This window comes from Sphingomonas colocasiae (genome assembly GCF_019880585.1).
In the GTDB taxonomy this organism is placed as follows: Bacteria; Pseudomonadota; Alphaproteobacteria; order Sphingomonadales; family Sphingomonadaceae; genus Sphingobium_A; species Sphingobium_A colocasiae.
In genome coordinates, this window is record NZ_JAINVV010000011.1 from 1 (window position 1) to 23,619 (window position 23,619).

A 23,619-nucleotide genomic window follows, 5' to 3' on the forward strand; every position below is an offset into this window, starting at 1 on the left:
GGGGACGACACGCTGATCGGCGGCGCGGGCAACGACACGCTGACCGGCGGCGCCGGCAAGGACGTGTTCGTCATCGGCTTCCAGGACGGCCATGATGTCATCACCGACTATACCCCCGGCCAGGACGCGATCCGCCTCGCCGCCGGCATGGACATCCTCAGCACCGTCGCCGCCGATACCAACAACGATCAGATCGTCGATCTCCGCATCAACCTCGAACAGGGCGGATCCGTCACCCTGCTCGGCATCTCCGACATCAACCAGATCACCTTCGCATGATCGGGCGCGTCGCGAATTAAAGCACAGCGCGGAAAAGCCGGCCCCGCATCGCAGGGCCGGCTTTTTCAGGCCTTTCGAAGCGCGCGATAGACGAAATCCTGCGCCACCACTTCGGGCGGACGCTGATCGGTGCGGATGCGCTGGCGGTTCGTCATGCCGATACAGACGATGTCATGTTCGGGATCGATCCAGAACCAGGTGCCGAACGCACCGCCCCATTCATAGGTGCCTTTGCCGACCGGACGGCCGGCGCGCGCCGGGTCCACGCAGACCATGCCGTTCATGCCGTGCCCGTTCCCCTGCCCGATCGTGTAATGCATGATCGGATAGGCGGTTTCCATGAACGCATCGCTCAGATGGTTCGCCAGCATCATATCGGCGCTTTCGGGCTTCAGCACCCGCACATCGCCCAGGCTGCCGCGATTGAGCAGCATGCGCGCGAACCGCGCATAATCGAGCGCGGTCGATTTGAAAGAGGTGCCGCCCATCGGGAAGATTGACTCGATGCGCTCCTCCGCCCTGGATTCGCGCAGCCGGCCGGTTTCGGGATCCAGGATATGGCCGGTGACGAGGCGGCGAAGCTGCGAGTGCTCCAGCGCGAAACCGGTATCGTCCATGCCCAGCGGATCGAACACGCGCCGCTTCAGGAACAGATCGTAACGCTCGCCGCTCAGCCGTTCGACGATCTCGGCCTGAAGATCGGTGGCAACGCTGTATTCCCACGCGGTACCCGGTTCATAATCCAGCGGCATGGCGGCATAGCGCCCGATCAGTTCCTTCAGCGAACTCAACCCGCCCCAGTTGATCCGCTGCAGCTTCTCCATCATCGCCTCCGGCGTTTTCCCAAAGCTGAAGCCCGCGCTGTGCGTGAAGGTCTCGCGCAAGGTCGGCTCGCGCGTGGCGGCGCTGCCGGGCAGCGCGTGAATATCCCTGAATTCGGGAAGATGCAGCGAAACCGGATCGTCGAGCTGCCATTTCCCCTCTTCATGGAGCAGCAGCATCGCGACCGCGGCGAACGGCTTGCTCATCGAGAACAGGGTGAAGACGGAATCGGGATGAAGCGGAGTCTTGCTGTTCCAGTCGGCAAAGCCGGTGATATGGCCGCGCACCAGCCTGTCGCCGCGCAGCAGCAGCATCGCATGGCCCGGCAGTTCGCCATTGGCGACCATCGCATCATAATGCGCACCCAGCTCCGCCAGGACCGGCGCCGAAAAGCCCGCCTCCTCCGCGTCCGCCACCGTGAACATGAACCGGCTCATCTCGATCTCCCGTCTCTTGCCCACCAATAAAGCGAGCACATTCTTTCTTTTGCATATCAGCGCAATTTGCGTATGAAAAGGGGGAGCGATGCCGGGGAGCCGAAATGCCGAAACGCAGTCAGGAATATATGGACCGGCAGCGCCTGCGCTTCTGCGAGGCGGCGATGGCCTGTTTCCGGCGCAAGGGCGTGGTGGCGACCAACCTAGCCGACATCTGCGAGGAAACCGGGCTCAGCATGGGCGCGCTCTACAAGCATTTCGCGAGCCGCGACGAATTGCTGGAGGCCATCCTGTTACTGCGGCTGGAACGGCGCAACGCGATGCTCCACGGCGAAAGCTGGCCGGAACTGCGCGCGGCGATCCTGCGGCTGCGCGACGATCACGACAGCAACCCCTTCTGGCGCGAATTCCTCGCCATGGCCGATCTGCACGAAGGCATGCGCGAGCTGCGTCTTTACGAGGGCGGCGTCATCCTGGCGCAGATCGAACAGCAATTGCGCCGCTATGCCGAAGCCGGCGAAATCGCCCTGCCCTTCCCGCCGCGCCAGAGCGCGCAGCTCGTCAGCGTGATCTTCGACGGATCGCTGATCGAAATGCGCAGTTCGACCCGGCTGCGCGTCTCGCTCGACGAACTCGCGGCCTATCTGGACCATGCCGTCGGCGCGCAGCCGGGCTTTCGCTCAGCCGGCTGATCCCTCCACCGCCGCGATCCAGCGATCGAGCAGCGCGACGCCGAAGCCCGTCGCCCCCACGCCCGATCGCTCGGTGCGCCGCGTCGCCCAGACGGTGCCCGCGATATCGATATGCGCCCAGCTTCGCCCTCGCGCGAAGCGTTCGACGAACTTGGCGCCCGCCGCCGGAGAGCCCACGCCCAGCCCCATCAACCCCGGCGCACCGAGATTGGCGACATCGGCCACCTGCGAATCGACCAGATAATCCTGCCGCGACGTCAGCGGCAGCCGCCACAACAACTCGCCCGTCTCCACGCCCGCCGCGAGCAGCGCATCCGCCAGCCCGTCGTCCGATGCGTAGATTCCGCCATATTCCTCATGCAGCACGCCGGTGATCATGCCGGTCAGCGTCGCGACATCCACGATATGGCGCGGATCATAATCCGCGATCGCATGGGTCACGCCATCGGCCAGGATCAACCGACCTTCGGCATCGGTGTTGAGCACCTCCACCGTCTGCCCGGAAAGCATCCGGATCACGTCGCCGGGCCGATAGCCGTTCGATCCGATCGCATTCTCGGCCATCGGCACGACCACCGCGACATTGGCGGCGGCGGCGCGCGTCACCGCCGCCTCGAACGCCCCCAGCACCGCCGCGGCGCCACCCATGTCGAACTTCATCTTCTCGATGATCGGGCGGGTCTTCAGGTTGAGCCCGCCGGAATCGAAGGTGACGCCCTTGCCGACCATCACCGCATCCCAGCCCGCGCGCGCCGGTGCGCCGCGCCATTCGGCGATCAGTACACAAGGCGCGTTGCGGCTCGCCTGGCCGACCGCGAGCACCCCGCCAAAGCCGCGCCGCTCGAGTTCGGCGCGATCGAGGATCCTGGTCTCCGCGCCACATGCCGTGAGCGCCGCCGCCGCCTCCTGCGCGAACACCATGGGCGTCAGCAGATTGGCGGGCTGCTCCACCCAGGCGCGCGCGCGATTGACCGGGCTGGCCGTGCGGATCGCACGATCGGCGGCCGGCTGGTCGGCCGCATCGATCACCAGCCGCAGCGGCATTGCATCGGGCGACGGATCGCGCCGCCCATGATCGAGGCTGAAACCGTGCAGCAGCGCGCCCGTCAACAGCATCTCCAGCCCGTGCGCGCCGTCCTTCGGACCGAAGGCGGAGGCAGCGGGCAGGCGAAGGTCCGCGATGCGCGACGCGCGCATCGCCGCCACCAGATGGCCACCGAGCGACAGCCAGTCGAGCATTTGCGGCGCCGTATCATGCCCCAGCACCAGCGCACGCGCGCCGCCTGCCCCGATCCAGTCGAACCAGCGCCCGGGCTTCGCCGCCCAGCCCGCGCCGCGCAACGCCACGGCGATGCCGGGATCGACGCCGGGCGCGATCGAGAGCGTATCGCCCTCCCCCTGCGCGAGCACGAGCGATGGAGAAGCGGCCGTCATGGCCTGGGCGGTTACCGCGATGGTGGTCCAGTTCGTCATGACCGCATGATTAGCCGCTTGCGCGAAAAAAGAAAGCGTGCATAATCTTTTTATTCATCGAGACCATAATCGCTTCAGGGAGAAGATCCATCATGCGTCGTGCGTTTACCGGAGCCTCCTTGGCGGCCCTGCTTGCCGGGCTTTCCACCCCCGCCCTCGCGCAGAACATCGACGCCGCCGATGCCGGCGACGAGATCGTCGTGACCGCGCAGAAGCGCAGCGAACGGCTGATCGACGTGCCGGCGGCGGTCACCGCGCTGGGCGCGGGCGATCTGATCGCGCAGGGCGCACAGCGTTTCGAGGATTATCAGGCACAGATCCCCGGCCTTTCGACCACGCAGGTCGCGCCCGGCTACAGCCAGATCAACATTCGCGGCATCAACACCGGCGCGAACCAGCTTTCCTCCACCGTCTCCACCTATTTCGGCGAAGTGCCGACCAATTCGAGCACCTCGGCGGCGGTCGGCAACCGCCTGACGCCCGATCCCGACCTGCTCGACATTGCCCGGATCGAAGTGCTGCGCGGGCCGCAGGGCACGCTCTACGGCGCCAACGCCCTGGGCGGCGTGCTCAAATACGTCTTTGTCGAACCCGAATTGCAGGCGGTGCGCGGCCAGGCGCAGTTCGGCGCGACCACCGTGGCGCATGGCGGAACCGGCTATGTCGCGCGCGCCGCGATCGGCGCGCCGATCGTGCAGGATCGGCTGGGCGTGCGCGTCAGCGGCTTCATCGGCCGCGATCCCGGCTTTATCGACAATGTCGCGCTCGGCCGGCGCAACGTCAATCGCTCCACCAATCGCGGCGGCCGCATCGCCCTGCTCTGGAAGCCCAGCGACACGCTCACCATCAATGCGTCGAGCGTCTATCAGAAGCGCGACAATGGCGGTCTGCCGCAGGAAACCGTGATGCGCGACACGCTCGCTCCCACGCGCGGCGCCTATCGCCAGGCCTCGTTCAACGATGAGGTGATCGATACCGAATATCAGCTGCATTCGCTGGTCGCCGAACTCGATCTCGGTTTCGCCGATCTCGTCTCCGTCACCAGCCATGGCCGGCAGAAGACACGCATCAGTCTGGATTACAGCGACAATCTCGGCACGCTGCTGGTCTCGCTCGGCATTCCCACGCCGATCGTCGCGCTGCCCGTCGACAATGACGTGCGCAAGTTCACGCAGGAAGTGCGGCTGGCGTCGCCCACCGGCGGCGTGGTCGATTATGTGCTCGGCGGCTATTACACGCGCGAACGCTCATCCTCGCTCAACGAGGCGTTCGGCTATGTCTCGCCCGGCGTGCTGGCACCGGCGCCGTTCAATCCGCTCCAGACGGTCGATCTGCGCAACCGCTACCGCGAGACCGCGCTGTTCGCCAATGCGACGCTCAATCTGGGCGAGCGCTTCAACATCCAGGCGGGCGGACGCTGGAGCCGCAACCGACAGCATTCGAGCGAACCGCTGGAGGGCCTGTTGTTCGGCCCGCTTTCGGGCACCGTCTTCACCAACAGTTCCAGGGAAAGCGCCTGGACCTTCGCGGTCTCCCCGCAGTTCAAGGTGACGACGGACTGGAATCTCTATGCCCGCATCGCCAAGGGGTTCCGCCCCGGCGGCGCCAATCTGGTGCTGCCCGGCGGCGGCGCACCGCTCACCTATGGATCGGACACGCTGATCAATTACGAGGCGGGCACCAAGGCCAGCCTGTTCGATCGCCGCCTCAACCTGTCGATCGCCGCTTTCGCGATCGACTGGAAGGATATCCAGACGACGGCCAAGGACGCGGTCGGCTTCAACTATCTGATCAATGGCGGCAAGGCGCGCAGCCGCGGCATCGAGATGGAGGCGCGATGGAGCGCCGACGGCCTGACGCTTGCGGGCAACCTCAGCTATACCGACACCAGCCTGCGCGATCCGATCGTCGCGGTGGGCGCCCAGCGCGGCGACCGGCTGCCCTATTCGCCGCGCTGGGCGGGCGCGCTGATCGCGGACTATGTGCTGGAAACCGGCGGACCGCTCAAGCCGTCGATCGGCGCGGGCCTGCGCTATACGGGCACGCGCCAGGCCTATTATTCGCTGGCGACCGCCGGCAATCCGGGCGATCTGAAGCTGCCCGGCTATATGCTGGTCGATCTGCGGGCAGGCCTGGCCTTCGATCGCTATCAGGCCAGCCTGTTCGTCAGCAACCTGACCGACAAGCGCGCGATCCTGTCGGCGACGACCGAAAGCGCCAATCCGCTGACCGGCGACGGCGCGCGCGCCGCCATCGCCCGTCCCCGGACGATCGGCCTTTTGCTGGGCGTGAATTTCTAGGCTCCTCCGCCATGTCGAGCCTGAGCCACGCCTGCAACATCGCCGATCTGCGCCGCATCGCACGCCGCCGCCTGCCCCGCCCGATCTTCGACTATATCGACGGCGGCGCCGACGACGAGGTTTCGCTGGACCGGAACCGCAGCGCGTTCGACGGTCATGCGCTGGTGCCCGATGCGCTCGTCGACGTTTCCGCGATCCGCACCGCGACCACGCTGTTCGGCCAGCCGGTCGGATCGCCGCTGATGCTGTCGCCGACCGGGCTGACGCGCATGTTCCATGGCGGCGCCGAACGGGCGGTGGCGCGCGCGGCGGCGCGTCATGGCCTGGCCTATGCCCTGTCGACGATGGGCACGACGCGGCTGGAAGACCTGGCGGCCGGCTTTGCCGGCCCCCGCATCTTCCAGATCTATATCTTCAAGGATCGCGGGCTCACGGCGGAATTCGTCGCGCGTTGCAAGGCGGCGGGCTTTCACGGGCTGGCGCTCACCGTCGACACGGTGGTGGCGGGCAATCGCGAGCGCGATCGCCGCAACGGCCTCTCGATCCCGCCGCGCCTCACATGGCGCTCGATGCTGAGCTTCGCGATGCATCCGCGCTGGTCGCTTTCCACGCTCTTGTCCTCGCCTTTCGATTTCCCCAATGTCAGCCACCGCGTCGATGCGCTGGCCGGTGGGCCGATGAGCCTGTTCGACTATATCGGCGGTCAGTTCGACCGGTCGATCGTCTGGAAGGACGTCGAATGGCTCGCCGGCCAATGGGGCGGTCCGCTCAGCATCAAGGGGCTGATGACGCCGGGGGATGCGAAACGGGCGATCGCATCGGGCGCCACCAGCGTCACGGTCTCCAACCATGGCGGCCGCCAGCTCGACGGCACCCCTGCCCCGGTCGACCGGATCGCCGCGATCCGCGACGCGCTCGGTCCCGGGCCGGAAATCGTCTGTGACGGCGGCATCCGCCGCGGATCCGATATCGTCAAGGCGCTGGCGCTGGGCGCCACCGCCTGCTCGATCGGCCGCCCCTATCTCTACGGCCTCGCCGCCGGCGGCGAGGCCGGCGTCGATCGCGCGCTCACCCTGCTCGTCGAGGAGTTCGAACGCTGCCTGGCCCTGCTCGGCGTCAACGACATCGCCGCGCTGGAGCCACGGCATGTCCGGCCATGCGGAGTGAAATGATCGCCTGCCGTCAGGCGCCGCGCACGCCCGCGCGGCGCACGAGCAGCAGCGACAGGACAAGCGCCGCCAGCGAGCCGGCGACCGCCGACCAGGCGACGCCATGGACGCCCCAGCGATCGATGCTGAACAAGAGCAGCCCGGCATAGACGATCGCCCCGCCGATGCGGGCGATCAGCGCATGCCCTGCCCTGCCCGCGGCAAGCAGCGCGGGTTCGAGTGCGAAACCGGCCAGGTCGATCGCGGCCGAAATCGACAGGATCGTGAGGATGACCCCCGCCGCCGCATAGGGCGCGCCCGCGATCAGCGCCAGCGCCGGTTCGCCGGCCAGCAGCGTGAGCGCGACCATCGCGACCCCGCCGATGCCCGCCATCGCGGTCGATCGCCACACCGCCGGCCCGGCATTTCCGGCAGCCCCCAGCCGCGCCAGCTCGGGATAGATCACCCTGCCGAGCAGCATCGCCGGCTTGGCCAGCGCCTGGGCGATCTGGAAGGCGATGCGGTAGCCGCCGGCAGCGGCGGTGCCGACCACCGCCCCCACCGCAAGCGTGCCCAGTTGCTGCCAGACCAGATTGGTCGACGCCGTCGCATTGCTCGCCAGCGCGAAACGCCACAGACCCGGATTTTCGGCCGTCACCCGCCGGGGCCATCCCGGCGACATGGCGACGCCTTCGCGCCGCAGGGCCGACCGGGCGAACATCCACAGCAGCAGCGACGCGGCCGCTTCCGAAATCGCCCAGATGACCAGGAAAACGGTCATCGACGGCGGCATGGCAAGTGCGGCGACCGCACCCGCGAACCGGATCATGGGCGTCAGCGTCTCGGCCAGGGTCAATCGATCGAACCGGTCCAGAAGCCGCAGCACCCCCGTCGGCGTGGCGCGCAACCAGAAGACGAGCGACAGGCTGAACCATTGCGCACCCTCGACGATATCGCCCGACCAGCCGAACAGCCGGCCGCACAGGCCGGCGAAAAGAAAGCCGATCGCCGCGCTCGCCACCGCGCTGCCGATGTCGAGCAACGCGCTGAACCGCAGCAAGGCGGTGAACCGATCGGGCATCATGCCGTGCAGATGGGCGGCGCCGAAACGGATGACGAGTTGCGACGACTGGAACTGGATCAGGTTCGCGATCGCCTGGCCGAAGGAAAGCACGATCGCGAACACGCCGAACTGATACGGCCCCAGCAACCGGGCCGCGACGGCAAGATAGACCAGGCTGAGCAGGCCGCCCAGCGCCTTGCCGCCGAGCAGCCAGCCGATATTGCGCGACATCCGGCCATAAAGCGTTGCCTGAGCCAAGAACCCGCCTTTCCCAGCGTCTACAGGGGCAATGCGAGTTCGACGCAGAGCCCGGGCGCTCCGTTTCGAAAGCTCAGTTCCGCCTTGTGCAGCGTCGCGACGGCGGCGACCAGCGTCAGCCCCAATCCGATCCCGGGCGAGGCGACGACCTGCCGGCCGCGATAGAAACGCTCGGTGGCGCGGTCGAATTCCTCTTCCGTCAGGCCCGGTCCTTCGTCGCACACCGCGATCCGGCATCGACGGCCGTCCGCGCGCGCCGAAATGCGGATGGTGCCGCCGGCCGGCGAATATTTGATCGCATTGTCGAGCAGATTGGAAACCGCTTGGAACAACATGTCCTTGTCGCCGCGCAGAACGAGCCCTTCCGCGATATCGGTGCGCAGGAGCATCGAGGAAAGTTCGGCCTGGGGCACGTAGAATTCGACCGCGTCCAGCAGCAATGCGGTCAGATCGACGGTTCCGCTCGCCGCGCCATGACGGCCGCCCTCGATCCGGGCGATCCTGAGCAACGCATCGAACACACCGTTGAGCCGGGCGGCTTCCCCGATCGCGTCGCCGATCAGGCGGCTTCGCGCATCGGGATCGTCGCGCGCGGCATCCAGATCCTCCAGATCGGCCTGCAACCGGGCGAGCGGCGTGCGCAATTCGTGCGCCACGCTGTCCGAAACGCGCCGGATCGCTTCGACGGATTCGTCGATCCGGGCCAGCATCAGGTTGAGCGTTTCCGCCAATCGGTCGAAATCGTCGCCCGAACCGCGCACCGGAACCCGGCCGGAAAGATCGCCCGAGATCACCCGCCTGGCGGTGGCGTTGATCGCCTCGATCCGGGTCGCGATGGCGCGGCTCATCAGCGCGGCGCCGATGATGCCGAGCAATATCGTGAAGATCACGATCCACACCACCGACTCGGCAAGCGTCTCCTGTCGCTCGGAAATATCCTGTACGTCGCGGCCGACGATCAGGCGGGCGCCGTCGCTGAACACCCGGTCATAAGCGAGCGCATCATGATCGGATTCGTCGCCGTCGCGGTAGAGATCCGCTTCGATCATCGTCCAGCCGCCCGCCACGGGCTTTCGCGGCCAGGACGGCAGATTTGCCGAAAGCAGCGAGCCATCGCGCGAAATGAAGGCGTGGAACGGCTTGCGCACATCCAGTGCGCGCGCGCGCATGTCCGCCGCCGCCAGCAGTGCCGCCTGGCCGTCGCGGACATAGACGTCGTGGAGCCTGTCTGCCTCCCGGATCACCTGATAGCGCGTCTCCGCCATCGGGCGGACGATGTTTATCCAGTAATAGAGCCCGATCAGCGCGGCCACCGACAGCGCGAACAGCGCCAGATAGGCCAGCGCCAGCCTGAAGCTGAGGCTCCGGAACAGCCTCACGGCGCACGCATGACATAGCCGGTGCCGCGCACGGTGTGCAGCAGCGGCGCCGGGAAATCGCGATCCAGCTTCTGCCGCAGCCGGCTGACATGCTGGTCGATGATGTTGGTCTGGGGATCGAAATGATAATCCCAGACATGTTCGAGCAGCATCGAACGCGTCACGACGCGTCCGGCATTGCGCGCCAGATATTCGAGGATCCGGAATTCACGCGCGGTCAGATCCAGCCGCTTGCCCGCGCGGTGGACGGTACGGCCCAGCAGATCGATGGCGAGATCCCCGATCGCGATCTGCACCTCTTCCTGGATGGACGGCCCGCGTCGTGAAAGCGCCTCGACCCGCGCGACGAGTTCCGAAAGCGCGAACGGCTTCGACAGATAGTCGTCGCCCCCCGCGCGAAGCCCCGCCACGCGCTCGTCGACATCGCCGAGCGCGCTCAGCAACAGCACCGGCGTCATGTCACCGGTCGCGCGAATCGTCTGCAGGATCTTCAGCCCGTCGACGGCGGGCAGCATGCGGTCGAGCACGATCACGTCATAACGCTCGGTCGCGGCCTGCAGCAGCCCCAACCGGCCATCGTCGCGATGGTCGACGATATGCCCCGCCTCGCGCAGCCCCTTGATGACATGCTGGGCGACGCGGGGATCGTCCTCGATCAGAAGTATGTGCATTTCGCCTCGTTTCGCCGCGTCCGCGCGATCATTATAAACGAAAATCCCGCGATGACCGCCATCGCCGGCAACGCGGATGCCATGTTCACCTCCCCCGGGAATTGGCGCCTGCTAATCCCGCCAGCTTGCGCATAGCTCGCGGGAACATTTGTTTTTCGCAATGTTGGCGTGAACCGGGTTCGGCCAAAGCCCGAAATTCGGCGGTTTCGCCGTGCGGCGGCCAGCAGCCAACATTTCGAAAAACAAATTCTGGGCCAATCAGACGATGAGGTTGCGGCGGCAGTGATCGGCGCATGGACATGCCGACCCATTCCACCACCCTGCCGAAAAGCGAACCGGAATATCAAGGCAACCCCCTCCCCATGCCGCCGCGTCCGCGCGCGGGGGGATGGACCGCGATCGTGCTCGCCGGTCGGCGCCCGGGCGTCGATCCGCTCGCCCGGCAATTCGGACAGACGATGAAATCGCTGATCCGCGTCGATGGCGAAGCGATGGTCAGCCGCGTCGTGCGAACGCTTCGCGCGACGCCGGCGATCGGACGGGTGCTGGTGATGGCGCAGGATCCCGGCGCGCTGGCCGAATGCGCCGATCTTGGCTGGATCCGTCAGGATCCGGGGGTTCGTTGCACGCGATCGGGCGACGGGATCTCCCGCTCGATCCTCGATTTCCTCGACGCGGAACAGGCGCCTTTCCCGCTGCTCATCACCACCGCGGACAATGTCCTGCTGACGCCGGAGATGGTGAACGCATTCGTCGGCGGCGCATCGGGGGCGGATATCAGCGTCGGGCTGGTCGACCGGCCAACCATGATGGCGCGCTATCCGGGCACGCAGCGGACATGGCTCAAATTCCGCGGCGGCGCCTATACCGGCGCCAATCTGTTCGCGCTGCGGTCACCGGCCGCGCGATCGGCGCTGGAGGTCTGGCAATCGGTCGAGCAGGATCGCAAGAAGCTGCTCCGCATCGCCGGCCGCTTCGGTCCGGCGCTGCTGTTGCGGGTGCTGACGCGCACCATCAGCCTGCACGGCGCGATCGCGCGCGCCGGGGATCGGCTGGGCGTCCGCGCCCGCCCCGTGCTGCTCGCCCATGCAGAGGCGGGGATCGATGTCGACAAGCCCAGCGATCATGCGATGGCGGAGGCGATCCTGCGCGAACGGCGCTCGGCATGACGATGATCTCCATTTACGACGTGGACCGCACCCTGACGCGGCTGCCGACCTATAGCGCATTCCTGCTGTTCGCCGCGCGGCGGGCCCGGCCCTGGCGGCTGGGCCTGATCCCGCTGATCGCGCCCTGGGCCGTCGCCTATGCGTTCGGGCTGATTTCGCGCAAGCGGATGAAGGAGGTCATGCACGGCCATATGCTCGGGCACGGCCTTCCGCGCGCCACCGCGGAACGGCTGGCGGGCCTGTTCGCAGACCGGATCTTCGCAAGCGGGCTTTACGACGAAGGCGGCGCCCGGATCCGGGCCGATCACGAGGCGGGGCGCCGCGTCATCCTCGCGACCGCAGCGCCCTCCCTCTATATCGATCGGCTCGCCGCGCATCTTTCGGTCGACGATGTCGTCGCCACCGGCGGCACATGGCTGGACGATCGGCTGACCAGCCGCATCGCGGGCGAGAATTGCTACGGCGCGGCGAAGCAGCGGATGATCGCCGATCATCTCGCCCGGCGCGGCATCACACGCGGCGATGCCCATATCCGCTTCTATTCCGACCACGCGTCGGACCTGCCGAGCTTCGAATGGGCGGACGAACCGGTCGCGGTCAATCCGTCGCCGAAACTGCGCAGGATCGCCGCCGAACGCGGCTGGCCGATCCTCGACTGGGCGGCCGGCGGCGACACCGGCGCGAATCGCGCGATCACGACCGGGCGGCGCTGACGCCATCATGCGGATCGGTTTCCTGTTCAATCACGAGGCGGCACACCAGGTGGCGCACAGCCTGCCCGTCGCGCTCAGCCTTGCCCGGCGCTGCCCGGACATCGACGTCCGGATCCTCCCGGCCTCCGGCGCGGCGGAGGACGAGATCCGCCGATTGGCGGGCGAAACGCCGTCGAATCTGCGCGTCACGCCCTTGCGCGGCGCCCATGGCGCGGCCCGCATGCTGAACCGCGCATCGGGCGGCAGCATCCCGATCGACCGGATCTCGACCCTGTATCGCAACCGCGATCGCTTCCGCGATCTGACAGCCCTGGTGGTGCCGGAAAAGACATCGCTGCTGCTCAAGACCCATTTGGGCCTTCCGCAACTCAAGATGATCCATACCCGCCATGGCGCGGGCGACCGCGCCGTCGGCTTCGATCGCGCGAGCGGCCGGTTCGATCTGGTGCTGCTCTCGGGTCCCAAGATCCGCGACAGGCTCGACGCGGCCGGATTGCTCAGGCCCAACGGGCATGCGATCGTCGGATATCCCAAATTCGACCTGAAGCCGCCGCGCGCGAAACGGCGACTGTTCGCCGACGATCGCCCGGTCGTGCTCTACAATCCCCATCCATCGCCGGCCCTGTCGTCCTGGTATCGGCATGGCCCGTTCATTCTCGATTATTTCTCGAAAAGCAGTGCTTACAATCTGATCTTCGCACCGCATGTCATGCTGTTCGCCAAGCGGTTCAACATCTCGCTCTCCCCGCCGGCATTCCATGCGGTGCCGGGCGTCCCGAGGCACATCTTCGACGCGCCCAACATCCATGTCGATCCGGGCAGCGCCGCGTCGGTCGACATGAGCTACACGGACGCGGCGGACATCTATCTGGGCGACGCCAGCAGCCAGGTCTACGAATTCATGCGGACGCCCCGTCCCTGCATCTTCTTCGATGCCCATCGACAGCGCTGGCGGGACGATCCGAATTTCGCGCATTGGGCAGCCGGGCCGGTCGTGAACGACATGGCCGCGCTCGATGCGGCGCTGGCCGATGCCGTCGCAAGGCCGCATGGCTTCGAAACCATCCAGAAACGGCTTTTCGCCTATAGTTTCGACCTGGCCGACACGCCGTCCGCCGATCGTGCCGCCGCCGCCATTGCCGCATTCCTGGGGGCCTGACCGCATGCGGATCTGCTATGTCATCAATTCGCTGGACGGCGGCGGCGGCGCGCTGCCCCTGCCCCATGTCCTCGCCGTCATGCGCGCGGCAGGGCATGATCCCTTCGTCGTCTCACTGATGGAGCGAGACGGCCGCGCGCGTCGTCCGCTCGAACAGGCGGGCATCGATCACATGGTGATCGGCGGCGCCACGCGGCGCTGGGCGAAACCCGCGCTTCGCCTGGACGCGATCGTACGCGATCGCCGCCCCGACACCATCTGGACCTCGCTGACCCATGCCACGCTGACGGGCGAGCTGATCGGCCGGCTGCGGCGCGTTCCGGTGGTGAGCTGGCTGCACAATGCCTGGCTGAAACCGGCCAACCGCGCGCTGCTCCGCCGGTCCCATCCCCTGACGCGCCACTGGGTGGCGGATTCGGAGACCGTGGCGCGCTTCGGCGAGGCCGAACTCGGGATACCGATCGAGAGGATCAGCATCTGGCCGTTGTTCCTGGCCGATGTCGCAGCCCCGTCCGCGCGGCGATGGACGGACGAGCCGTTCCGGATCGGCAGCCTTGGCCGCCTCCACCGCAACAAGGGATATGACGTGCTGGTGCGCGCGCTGGCGATGCTCGTGCGGAGAGCCCCCATGATCGCGGGCCGGATCAGCGTCCATCTTGCCGGCGAAGGGCCTGAGCGCGGCGCCCTGCAAGCGCTGGCGCGCGACCATGGCGTCGCCAATCTTCATTTCGAAGGATTTCAGGATCGGCCGCGCGATTTCCTGTCGACGCTGCACGGCTATGTGCAGCCGTCGCACCATGAAGGCCTGTGCATCGCCGCGCATGAAGCGATGCAGGCCGGGCTGCCGGTGATCGCCTCCCCCGTGGGAGAGATGCACCGGAGCATCGTCCGCTCCGGCGGCGGCTCCATCGTGCCCTATGGCGATGCGGAAATGCTCGCGAGCCATATCGCGCGGCTTGCCGAAGATCCGATCGGCGCGCACGCGATCGGCCAGGCCGGCAGGACATGGGTGATGGCCGAATATTCGCGCCCCGCATTCGATCGGCGCGGCCATGACGCGCTGAAGGCGGCCGGCATCGGCTGACCGGCACGGGCCGCGTGCCGGGTCAACCGCCCAATTGCGCGTCCCAGGCCTGAAGCAGCCCGGTCGTCACTCCGATTCCGCCGCACACCACCACGACGATATCCGCGAAGCCGGCGATCGCCTGATGCCGGTCGTAGACAAGCGACAGCGCCGCGCCGCAGGCGGGCTCGACCAGCGCCTGATGCTCGTCGGCGAAGCGCTTGCAGGCGTCGAGCGCGCTGCGATCCGAAACCACCACAGACGAAACCGGCCGGCGCGCCTGCCAGTCGAGCGCCGCCTGCGCCACCGTACGGGCGCCCAGGCTTTTCGCGATCGAGCCGATCGCGGGCAAGGTCACCTGGCGGCCCGCGCGCACCGACTGATCGAACGCGTCGGCGCCCTCGGCGCCGACCGCGACGATCGGCACATCGCTCCATCCCGCCCGTTCCATGCCTTCGGCGATGCCGCTGAACAATCCGCCACCGCCCACCGCGACGACGACGGCATCGGGCCGTGGCCCCTGCACGGCCAGTTCGTCCACCAGCGTCGAATTGCCCCGCCAGATCAGCGGATGATCGAAGGGGGGGACATAGCCGGCGCCCTCGCGCTCGACCAGGTCGCGCGCCGCGCGATCGGCGGTATCCCAATCGTCCCCATGCACGATCACATCGGCGCCGACTTCCCTGAGCCGCTGGATCGCCGCCGCCGATGTCGTCGACGGCACGATCACGCTGATCGGCACCGACAATCTGTGCGCGGCATAAGCGGCGGCGAACCCGGCATTGCCGCCCGAGGACGACACCAGCCGCCCCGCCCCGTCGGCATGAAGCCGCTGGCAGAGATGGCCGATGCCGCGGATCTTGAAGGATCCGGTGGGCTGATGGCATTCCAGCTTCAGCCGCACGCGCGGCGCGGCGCCCGGCGGCAGCCCGCGACAGGCGAACAGCGGGGTTTGGATGTGAAAGGCGGCGTTGGGCGATCCGGTCATGATCCGGTTCCTATCCAGACAGGCGGGGTATGGGCAATGGGCGATCAGCGCGGCAGCGAATAGCCCGTCAGCATCTTGTCCCGGGGATTCTTCGGATAGCTGAGCGCGCTGTGGGTGACGCCGTGGCGAACGAAGGCCGCCGCCATCAACGTGGCGAAGGGCAAGGGATCGATCACGGGCACATGATAATCGAGCGCGGCCAGCCGCTCGCGGATATGCTCGGCGCAGCCGAAAAAGCCCGTGCAGCCCAGGATGATCGCCTCCGCGCCCAGATCGCGCACCAGGACGATCGCGCTCTCGGCCAGGGCCGCGTGCAATTCGCTGCCATGCGTCTTCAGGTCGAGCACGGGGATGGAGATCGATCGCGCGCCGACGAAATGGCGTTCATGCCCATAGATGGCGACCAGGTCGCGGAAGATCCCCCGGGTGCTGGGCGAGGTGGAGACGATGCCGAAATTATGCGCCAGGCTGCTCAGCGCCGCCATCGCGGACTGCGCCACCCCCACCACCGGGATCGACACCGCCTCGCGCAGCGCGGCAAGGCCGGGATCGCCCATGCAGTCGATCACCAGCGCGTCGACGCCTTCGGCTTCCGCCTCCAGCGCCAGCGCCACCATCGCGGGCACCGCGAACACCTCGTCGAAACGCGACTCGATCGATGTCGGCCCGGTCTCGATAAAGGCGATCGAATAGCGAACCCCCGGCTGCGCCAGATGCTCGACATCGCCGGCCTGGCGGACGGCGGTGGTGGTGACGGGAACAAGAACGCGAATATGAATCATGTGGCTGGCCTCGATGCTGGGCATGGCGCAGCATGTCCGCTCGCCACGCCGAATGCCATGGACGCAGGACGGGCCGGCATGGCGCCGGCCCGTCCCGTCGCCCGGATCAGAATTTGACGGCGAACGTGGCGCCCGCCTCCAGCGGACGGCCGAACCAGACGACGCTGAGATCGGCGGCGCCCGCTGTCTGGCCGAACACATTGTAGCGCTTGTCGGTCAGGTTCTTGCCCCAGAGCGAAACCGTCCAGGGCTGGCCGGCGGGCTCGAAGGCGATGCGCGCATTGACCAGCGCGTAGCGGGGTTGCCACGATCTCTTGTCGGGATTGAACTGCGGATAGGCGCCCGTGCGGAAATTGACGTCGCCGCCCAGCGTGATCCGGCCGCCGCTCGCCAGTTCGTGCGCATATTTCAGCCCGGTATCGACGATGAACCTGGGCGCGTTGGGCAGCGCGGTATCGCCGAACGTGAAGCCGGCGACCGGCGAGATCTCCGAATGCAGCCAGGATCCGTTGACGAACAGTTCGACGCCCGGCGCCGGCACCGCCGTCACCTCGATCTCCCCGCCATAGATCTTGGCCCTGGCGGCATTGGCGTTGCGATAGACATAGACGCCGTCCACCTGATTGGTGGCGCCGATCTGGATATCGCTATAGTCGGTGTAGAAGGCGGCGGCATTGACGCGCAGCCGCCGGTCGAACGCGTCCAGCTTCATGCCCGCTTCGTACGCCGTCGATTTCTCGGGCCGTGTCGGGATCAGGTCCGTCGCGGAAAAGGGCAACGCGTTGATCGCGCCGCTGCGGAACCCCTTGCTGAACGACGCATAGGTCATGAAGCGCGGCGACCACTGATATTTGATGTTCGCCATCGGCGTCACCGGCTGATAGCTGAACCGCACCCGCGTCTGCGGCACCAGCACCGCGCCGCCCATGATCGTCGTCACATCCTCGGTCTTGCGCTCATAGGTCCAGCGCACGCCGCCGGTCAGGCTCAGCCGGTCGTCCACATTATAGGTCAACTGGCCATAGGCGCCGAAATTCTCGGCGGTGACGTCCAGCGGGATCGACAATTCCATGCCCTGCACCCAGGCGAACTCGCCATTGTGCGCCGATTCCTTGAAATAATAGAGGCCGAGCGTGTATTTCAGCCGATCGTCGAGCAAGGTTCCCGTCGCCTGCAGTTCCTGGCTCAGCTGCCATTGCCGCTGGTCGGTCTGCTGCGCCAGATAGGGCAGCGGAATGCCGCCATAATCCTGGCCGGACACGCCATGCTGCCAGCGATAGGCGGTGATCGACTTCAGCGTCACATCCTCCCCCTGATAGCGCATCGTCACCGATCCGCCCAATGTGTCGACATCGTCGTCGGGCTTGATGAACAACCGGGAATCATAGCCCTTCACCAGCCAGCCCGGATCGATCGGCAGGTCGGGCGTGGCGGTGTAGCCGACCAGCCCCTGCGGCGGCGAATTGCCGCGCTGGCGCGTCCCGTCGGCGGAGATCAGCATGTCGAAGCGGTCGGTCGGCTGCCAGAGCAGCTGGAAACGCCCGCCGATGATACGGGCACGCCCCATCGAATAGGTCTTGCCGTCCGCGCCCAGATTCTTGCCCCAGCCGTCGCGGACATTGCCCATCAGCGTGAAGCGCGCGGCCAGCCTGTCGTCGACGATCGGCGTGTTGACGGTCAGGTGCCCGAGCGCCCGGTCGATCGTGCCGACGGTCAGGTCCGCATGGCCCTCGAAATCGAAGACGGGCCGGTTCGTCGTCACCGCCACCGCGCCGCCGATCGTGTTGCGCCCGAACAGCGTGCCCTGCGGCCCCTTCAGCACGTCGATCTGCGCGATGTCGCCCAGGCCGAAATTCGCGCCCATCGAACGCGCCATATAGACGTCGTCCAGATAGACGCCCACCGCGGGATCGGCGGTGAAATGCGCGATATGCTGGCCGATGCCGCGAATATAGAAGCTCGCGGTGGTCGAGGATCCGCCGCCGGCGGAGCTGAAGTTCAGGTTCGGCGTATATTGGGCGATGTCGCCGACGCTGAACACCTGCCGCTCCTGCAGTTTCTCCGCCGAGAAAGCGGTGATCGCGATCGGCACCTGCTGCATATTCTCGGACCGCTTCTGCGCGGTGACCACGATCTCCTCCAGTTGCGACGCCTCCTCGCCGCCGGCCGTCGCCGCTGCCTGCTGCCCATGGGCCTGGGTCGTGCACAGCAGCGACAGGCCAACGGTCATCATCATCTGCTCGCGGAGCTTCATCACGCGGTTTCCCTTTCTCGTTGCACGCGGTTCGCGCCGCGTTCTCCCTGTCCTGGCCGCGAATCCTATCGGCAACTAGCCAGCCGCACAGGCAGGTTGAAGAGTAGAGAGCGGGCAGCCGTGGAGTAGCGGGCGGGCGGATGCGGTGAGCGATCCGGCCCGGCCGCCGCGAAGAAGGGTGGCCCGCCCCGATCGAGTTGCCGTGCGACCCGTTTATGCTAGTCCTTCCGCACCCGGCCCTGTCGGCCGGGCGGAGCGGAGGCGATTTGGGCGCGACGGCCGAATGGACGATGAATGCGCGGCACGCGCCGCCGCCGCCATTGCAGGATGCGGTGCGGCGCGCGGCGCTGCTCGCCGCCGTCCAGGCCGAACGCCACCGCCCGCTGCTGCTGCTGCAGGCGCCCGCCGGCTTCGGAAAGACCATTTTCCTCGCGCAATGGCACGACGAGATCCGCGCATCCGGCGCGCTCGCCGCCTGGGTCAGCCTGGAAGCGGGCGACGGGAACGGCGACGCGCTGGTCGCGGCGCTCGCGCTCGCGCTCGTCAATGCCGGCATCCTCGACGCGGCGGGCACCCTGCTGCCCGCGCCCGATCGCGCCGCCATGGCCGCGCTCGATGCGCTGGCCGGGCGGATCCAGTCGGTCCGGCGCGAAACCTGGCTGGTGATCGACAATTGGGATCTCGCCCAATCGGACGAGGCGACCGGACTGCTTGCCGCGCTGCTGCGCCGCCTGCCGCCCAACTGGCATGTCGCGCTGGCCGGGCGCGCGCCGCCGCGGCTGCCGCTGGCCGCCCTTCGCGCCGGCGGCCGCCTGATCGAGATCGGCGCGGACGCGCTCCGCCTCGACGATGCGGAGGCCCTGGCGCTGCTCGCCTCGGCCGGCTGCGCGCCGGCTGCCGGAGAAGCCATCATCAACGCCACGCGGGGCTGGCCGATCGCGGTCAAGCTCGCCGGACTCGGCGGCGGCGCGGGCACGGCGGCCCCGCTCGCCGCGATCGAGGGCATGGGCGATTATCTGGAGGAGGAGGTGTTCGCCGCGCTCGATGCGCCGATGCGGAATTTCCTGCTGGAAATCTCGATCTGCCGCCAGTTCAGCCGCGAAATGGCCGCGTTCATCCGCGACACCCCCGATACCGCCGCGATGATCGACGCGCTGAAGCCGCTGCGCGGCATCGTCGATACCGCCGGCGACGGGCTATGCCTGCATCCGCTGATGGCCGTTTTCCTGGCGGACCGCCGCCACCGGATCGATGCGGAGCGGCTGCGCCAGCTCCATCGCCGCGCCGCCGACTGGTTCGAAAGCCGGGGCCAGTTCGACGAAGCGGTGGGCCATGCGCTGGCAGGCGGCGACCAGGCCCGTTCGGTCCGTCTGGTCGAAAGCGCCAATTGCCTGGATCTCTGCATCCGGACGGGGGCACCCGCGGTCCATTCGCTGCTCGAGAAACTGCCCGAGAATATCGTGCGCGAACGCCCGAGGCTGCGCGCCGCCTGGGCGGCGATGAACCTCAAGCGCGGCAGCATCGCGGAGGCGCGTTCGCTCACATCCGAATTGCGGCGCGGCCTGGCGGCCAAGGACGACGATGCGCTGGAACGCGACATCTTCATCCTCGAGAATCTCTCGCTCTGCTTCATCGACACCAGCCCCTCGGCCGACGAGATCGCGGCCTATCGCCGCGAAATGGACAATGCCGGCGCCGAGGAATGGTGGATCGATGCGCTGCGCTGCAATGTCTATGGCCGGCTGGAGATGCGCGCCGGCCATCTGAAGGAAGCCCATGCCGCGCTGGAACGCGCCTTTGCGATCCTGGAGGGCGGCGGATCGGCGCATGGCTGCTTCTTCATGTCGATCCACATCGCCTTCTGCAATCTGTTCCTCGGCCGGCTGACGGTCGCGGAGGACTGGCTCAGGCGCGCGCGGACGGTGCTGGCGCGCGATCTGGACGGCGACGCCATCTATGCCTGCATCGCCAGTTCGGCGGAATCGCTGCTTCACTACGAAGCCAACGACCTGGCGGAGGCCGGCCGCCTCGCCCAGATCGCGCTCGCCGGACTGGAACAGGCGGAGGGATGCTTCGAGCAATATCTGGTCTCGGTCTATGTCGGCGCGTCCTGCGCCTTCGCGCTTTCGGGGCTGGATGCCGCGATGGAAGTCCTCGGCCGTGGCCGCAAGCTGGCGCTGTTCCACGGGCTGGACGTGATGGACCGGGTCCTTGTGGGCATGACGGCGGGTTTCCACGCCCGCGCCGGCCAATGGGATGCCGATGCGGTGGCACGGTTCGGCAACGGCGAACGGCCGGACTGCGCCTGGCTGGAGGCCGATATCACCGCCCCCGTCCACGGCCTGATCGCCCGGCACGAGGGGCGGCCGGACGATGCCCGCCGCCATGCCATGGCCGCGATCGAGCGCAGCCGGGCGGGCGGGCGGATCGCCGCGGAGGTCCGCGCGCACCTCTCGATGGCGCGGATCGCGGCCGACGAGGGCGAGGGCGCCGCCGCGCGCGACGCGCTCAGCCGCGCCGTCGTGCTGGCATCGCCGGAATCGCTGTTCCAGCCCTTTTTCGAAATGGACGATCATCTGCTGCCGCTGCTGCGCGACCTGTCGAAAAGCGCGCCCGCGCGCATGCCGCCCTTCGCCGCCAGCTTCCTGTCGAACCTGGTCCTGCGCATGGTGGCGACGCGCAAGGCGCGCGACCATGGCGAAACCCTCACATCGCGCGAACGCGAGATATTGGCGCATCTCGCCGACGGCGTCTCACGCAAGGAAATCACGTCGAACAAGGAAATCGCGCGCGCGCTCGATCTCACCGAGAATGCGGTGAAATTCCATCTGAAGAATGTGTTCCGCAAGCTCGACGTGAAGAATCGCGACATGGCGGCGGCGGTGGCCCGGCTGCTGGAGACCAACGCGCCCGATCCGGCCGGGCACAACCATGGCGCGCCCTGGCCGACGCATCACTGATCGGGGCCTGCCCGGAAGAGGCCCTTCGCCTGTTTCCAGAACAGGCTCTCATGCGCGATCCCGACGATGCTGACGCATCCTCGATCGGTTCGCTCGGGCGCCGCGCAGGCTGATACCGGGGGCCGACGAGGCAGGCTCATCGAGGCCCGGTATCAGGCGGGCTGAGGCGCCCGCGCATCGCTCTGGGCCACGGCCGGCTCCGCCAGCGATCCCACCGCCTTGATCCGCAGCCGCACGACGCCGCCGGGCATGTAGCCGATCGGCACTTCCTCGATATCGACGATGCGCACGGTCGCGGGATCCGCGCCAGACGCCACGGCCTCGGCGCAGGCCCGGTCGCGCGCGCGATCCAGCACCGCCTGCCGCCCGTCCCCTTCATAGGAGAAATAGCCGTCCACCTCTCCGCTGACCTCCGCGATCGCGGCGCCCACGGCATTCGCGACGTCGTAATTGGGCGGGCGGCGCACATCGGGCGTGCCGTTCAGCGCGCGCGAGATCAGGATGCTGCCGCCGCCGACCAGGATGACGGGAATGTCGCGCCGGTTGGTGCGCATCCGGTCGATCGCGGTTTCCGCCTGGCGGTGAAGATCGTCGAGCGCGCGTTCGACCAGGCCGGCCGGCAGCCCGGCCAGGCGCGACGCATCGCCGATATCCGCAGCCCCCGCCGCGACCGCGATATCGGTTGCTGTCAGCACGTCGCCGCCGAAGACGAGCGCCCGGCTGGAAAGCTCGAACCCCACCGATCGCGGCCCGACCATGCGGGCGCCGGCGGATGCGCCGCGATCGACGATGCTGCCGCCGCCCACCCCCACCGAAACCAGATCGGGCATGCGGAAATTGGTGCGCACCCCGCCGATATCGACCGCGACCGCCGATTCACGCGGAAATCCGCCGACCAGGCAGCCGACATCGGTGGTCGTGCCGCCGATGTCGACGATGATCGCATCCGCAACGCCCGACAGAAAGGCCGCGCCGCGCATCGAATTGGTCGGTCCCGACGCAAAGGTAAGCACGGGCCGCGCCTCGACATCGTCGGCGCTCATCAGCGTGCCGTCATTCTGGCTGATATAGAATGGGCAGCCCAGGCCGATCCGCGCGATCGCCTTGCGGAAGGATCCGACGACGCGTTCGGCCAATGCCGCCAGGCTGGCATTCATCGCCGCCGCATTTTCCCGGTCGATCAGCCCGATCCGGCCGAATGCGGACGATAGCGAAACGCGCGCCTCCGGCATCTCGCCGCGCACGATTTCGGCCGCGCGCACTTCCATCGCGGCATTGACCGGCGCGAAACAGCAGGAGATCGCGACCGCGCCGATCCCCGCGCGGCGGAAGGCGCGGGCCGCCTCCGCCACCGCGCGTTCGTCCAGCGTGCCGATCTCGCTGCCGTCGAATTCGTAACCGCCGCCGACGATCGCGGTCTGCCGGCCGACCACCGCGATCAGATCCTCGGGCCAGTCGTAGAGCGGCGGGATCGCCGTGGTCGCGGGCGCGCCGATCCGGATCACGCCGATGCGCGAAAGGCTGCGGCGTTCGATGAATGCGTTGGTGAACTGTGTCGTCCCGATCATCAGCGCCGACACCGCCTCCACCGGCACGTCGCCGATACGCAGCAGTTCTGCGATCGCGCGGCACACGCCCTGCTCGACATCGGCGGTGGTCGCGGTCTTGCAGCTGGCGATCATCCCGCCGTGCCGGAGCAGCACCGCATCGGTATTCGTGCCGCCAACGTCGATGCCGATCTTGAACAAGCGATTTCTCCTGGCGCCCCTGCGCCGCACATGGTTGCGTGAACTGACGCGCCGATCTTTAAGGCGGCCGCATCCGGCGCCAACGCCCGCGCCGGGGTGTCTCCGGCGGCATGAAGAGTAGGAACGGGGGTAGCGGCGGGGCGTCGCCCCCGATCTCGCGGGATTCCGGCGATGCGCCCCCGCCGCCTGCCCGGCCGCCGCCGGCACCTCCCCCGCGCCCTACCCTTTTTCGCACCGCCTGTGCTCGCCGCCATGATTGGC

18 protein-coding genes are annotated in these 23,619 nt (G+C 67.6%); 9 read left to right on the forward strand and 9 right to left on the reverse strand.

From position 1 onward, the window contains the following. Positions 1-279: M10 family metallopeptidase C-terminal domain-containing protein (locus K7G82_RS21645; protein WP_425517302.1), on the forward strand; the 279-nt coding region annotated here is incomplete at its 5' end. 65 nt (positions 280-344) lie between these two features. On the opposite strand, the gene K7G82_RS21650 is transcribed toward K7G82_RS21645, so the two are convergent. Then, entirely contained in the window at positions 345-1,538 is a 1,194-nt protein-coding gene (locus K7G82_RS21650; RefSeq protein WP_222992038.1) for a serine hydrolase domain-containing protein, read from the reverse strand. Between the two features lie 104 nt (positions 1,539-1,642). Here K7G82_RS21650 and K7G82_RS21655 point away from each other — a divergent pair, with 104 nt between their 5' ends. Then, positions 1,643-2,230, forward strand: a complete 588-nt coding sequence (locus K7G82_RS21655; RefSeq protein WP_222992039.1) for a TetR/AcrR family transcriptional regulator — start codon at positions 1,643-1,645, stop codon at positions 2,228-2,230. Here the strand turns inward: K7G82_RS21655 and K7G82_RS21660 are convergent. Then, positions 2,219-3,703: a leucyl aminopeptidase family protein gene (locus tag K7G82_RS21660; RefSeq protein ID WP_222992040.1), complete on the reverse strand. Its 1,485-nt coding sequence runs from the start codon at positions 3,701-3,703 to the stop codon at positions 2,219-2,221. The two genes, K7G82_RS21655 and K7G82_RS21660, sit on opposite strands and share 12 nt — an antisense overlap. 92 nt (positions 3,704-3,795) lie before the next feature. Here K7G82_RS21660 and K7G82_RS21665 point away from each other — a divergent pair, with 92 nt between their 5' ends. Further along, the gene (locus K7G82_RS21665) at positions 3,796-6,003 is read left to right on the forward strand and encodes a TonB-dependent receptor (RefSeq protein WP_222992041.1); all 2,208 of its coding nucleotides are present in this window, start codon (positions 3,796-3,798) and stop codon (positions 6,001-6,003) included. An 11-nt stretch (positions 6,004-6,014) separates the two neighbouring features. Then, entirely contained in the window at positions 6,015-7,175 is a 1,161-nt protein-coding gene (locus K7G82_RS21670) for an alpha-hydroxy acid oxidase (RefSeq protein WP_222992042.1), read from the forward strand. A gap of 10 nt (positions 7,176-7,185) precedes the next feature. On the opposite strand, the gene K7G82_RS21675 is transcribed toward K7G82_RS21670, so the two are convergent. The 3 genes from K7G82_RS21675 to K7G82_RS21685 are packed head-to-tail and all read right to left on the reverse strand — an operon-like array spanning position 7,186 to position 10,522. Further along, on the reverse strand, positions 7,186-8,472 hold the full coding sequence (locus K7G82_RS21675; RefSeq protein WP_222992043.1) for a lipopolysaccharide biosynthesis protein: 1,287 nt from the start codon (positions 8,470-8,472) through the stop codon (positions 7,186-7,188). A 20-nt stretch (positions 8,473-8,492) separates the two neighbouring features. Beyond that, positions 8,493-9,851 (reverse strand): sensor histidine kinase, encoded by a 1,359-nt coding sequence (locus K7G82_RS21680; protein WP_222992044.1) that lies wholly within the window; start codon positions 9,849-9,851, stop codon positions 8,493-8,495. Then, positions 9,848-10,522: a response regulator transcription factor gene (locus K7G82_RS21685; RefSeq protein WP_222992045.1), complete on the reverse strand. Its 675-nt coding sequence runs from the start codon at positions 10,520-10,522 to the stop codon at positions 9,848-9,850. The genes K7G82_RS21680 and K7G82_RS21685 overlap by 4 nt, the downstream gene beginning before the upstream one ends. 293 nt (positions 10,523-10,815) lie before the next feature. On the opposite strand from K7G82_RS21685, the gene K7G82_RS21690 reads away from it, so the two are divergent. The 4 genes from K7G82_RS21690 to K7G82_RS21705 are packed head-to-tail and all read left to right on the forward strand — an operon-like array spanning position 10,816 to position 14,647. Further along, entirely contained in the window at positions 10,816-11,691 is an 876-nt protein-coding gene (locus tag K7G82_RS21690; RefSeq protein WP_246623783.1) for a nucleotidyltransferase family protein, read from the forward strand. Continuing rightward, the gene (locus K7G82_RS21695) at positions 11,688-12,404 is read left to right on the forward strand and encodes an HAD family hydrolase (RefSeq protein WP_246623784.1); all 717 of its coding nucleotides are present in this window, start codon (positions 11,688-11,690) and stop codon (positions 12,402-12,404) included. The genes K7G82_RS21690 and K7G82_RS21695 overlap by 4 nt, the downstream gene beginning before the upstream one ends. A 7-nt stretch (positions 12,405-12,411) precedes the next feature. Then, complete coding sequence (locus K7G82_RS21700) at positions 12,412-13,563, forward strand: hypothetical protein (RefSeq protein WP_222992046.1); 1,152 nt, start codon at positions 12,412-12,414, stop codon at positions 13,561-13,563. A gap of 4 nt (positions 13,564-13,567) precedes the next feature. Next, a complete protein-coding gene (locus K7G82_RS21705; RefSeq protein ID WP_222992047.1) occupies positions 13,568-14,647 on the forward strand; it encodes a glycosyltransferase in 1,080 nt (359 codons plus the stop codon). A 22-nt stretch (positions 14,648-14,669) separates the two neighbouring features. On the opposite strand, the gene K7G82_RS21710 is transcribed toward K7G82_RS21705, so the two are convergent. From K7G82_RS21710 to K7G82_RS21720, 3 genes are all read right to left on the reverse strand, one after another. Beyond that, positions 14,670-15,614, reverse strand: a complete 945-nt coding sequence (locus K7G82_RS21710) for a pyridoxal-phosphate dependent enzyme (RefSeq protein ID WP_222992048.1) — start codon at positions 15,612-15,614, stop codon at positions 14,670-14,672. A gap of 44 nt (positions 15,615-15,658) precedes the next feature. Next, complete coding sequence (locus K7G82_RS21715; RefSeq protein ID WP_222992049.1) at positions 15,659-16,396, reverse strand: aspartate/glutamate racemase family protein; 738 nt, start codon at positions 16,394-16,396, stop codon at positions 15,659-15,661. A gap of 106 nt (positions 16,397-16,502) precedes the next feature. Next, positions 16,503-18,650 (reverse strand): TonB-dependent receptor, encoded by a 2,148-nt coding sequence (locus K7G82_RS21720; RefSeq protein WP_222992050.1) that lies wholly within the window; start codon positions 18,648-18,650, stop codon positions 16,503-16,505. A 266-nt stretch (positions 18,651-18,916) separates the two neighbouring features. Between K7G82_RS21720 and K7G82_RS21725 the strand changes: the two genes are divergently transcribed. Next, positions 18,917-21,610 (forward strand): LuxR C-terminal-related transcriptional regulator, encoded by a 2,694-nt coding sequence (locus tag K7G82_RS21725; RefSeq protein WP_222992051.1) that lies wholly within the window; start codon positions 18,917-18,919, stop codon positions 21,608-21,610. Positions 21,611-21,762: 152 nt separating this feature from the next. Here the strand turns inward: K7G82_RS21725 and K7G82_RS21730 are convergent, their stop codons facing one another. Beyond that, positions 21,763-23,358, reverse strand: coding sequence for a hydantoinase/oxoprolinase family protein (locus tag K7G82_RS21730; RefSeq protein WP_246623785.1), 1,596 nt, complete (start codon positions 23,356-23,358; stop codon positions 21,763-21,765). Between the last annotated feature and the right edge of the window lie 261 nt (positions 23,359-23,619).

What these genes read in the sequence shown, in the direction of transcription:
- K7G82_RS21650 (WP_222992038.1), bottom strand. Translation starts at nt 1,538, where the DNA reads ATGAGCCGGTTCATGTTCACGGTGGCGGACGCGGAGGAGGCGGGCTTT.
- K7G82_RS21655 (WP_222992039.1), top strand. Translation starts at nt 1,643, where the DNA reads ATGCCGAAACGCAGTCAGGAATATATGGACCGGCAGCGCCTGCGCTTC.
- K7G82_RS21660 (WP_222992040.1), bottom strand. Translation starts at nt 3,703, where the DNA reads ATGACGAACTGGACCACCATCGCGGTAACCGCCCAGGCCATGACGGCC.
- K7G82_RS21665 (WP_222992041.1), top strand. Translation starts at nt 3,796, where the DNA reads ATGCGTCGTGCGTTTACCGGAGCCTCCTTGGCGGCCCTGCTTGCCGGG.
- K7G82_RS21670 (WP_222992042.1), top strand. Translation starts at nt 6,015, where the DNA reads ATGTCGAGCCTGAGCCACGCCTGCAACATCGCCGATCTGCGCCGCATC.
- K7G82_RS21685 (WP_222992045.1), bottom strand. Translation starts at nt 10,522, where the DNA reads ATGCACATACTTCTGATCGAGGACGATCCCCGCGTCGCCCAGCATGTC.
- K7G82_RS21690 (WP_246623783.1), top strand. Translation starts at nt 10,816, where the DNA reads ATGGACATGCCGACCCATTCCACCACCCTGCCGAAAAGCGAACCGGAA.
- K7G82_RS21695 (WP_246623784.1), top strand. Translation starts at nt 11,688, where the DNA reads ATGACGATGATCTCCATTTACGACGTGGACCGCACCCTGACGCGGCTG.
- K7G82_RS21700 (WP_222992046.1), top strand. Translation starts at nt 12,412, where the DNA reads ATGCGGATCGGTTTCCTGTTCAATCACGAGGCGGCACACCAGGTGGCG.
- K7G82_RS21705 (WP_222992047.1), top strand. Translation starts at nt 13,568, where the DNA reads ATGCGGATCTGCTATGTCATCAATTCGCTGGACGGCGGCGGCGGCGCG.
- K7G82_RS21710 (WP_222992048.1), bottom strand. Translation starts at nt 15,614, where the DNA reads ATGACCGGATCGCCCAACGCCGCCTTTCACATCCAAACCCCGCTGTTC.
- K7G82_RS21715 (WP_222992049.1), bottom strand. Translation starts at nt 16,396, where the DNA reads ATGATTCATATTCGCGTTCTTGTTCCCGTCACCACCACCGCCGTCCGC.
- K7G82_RS21720 (WP_222992050.1), bottom strand. Translation starts at nt 18,650, where the DNA reads ATGAAGCTCCGCGAGCAGATGATGATGACCGTTGGCCTGTCGCTGCTG.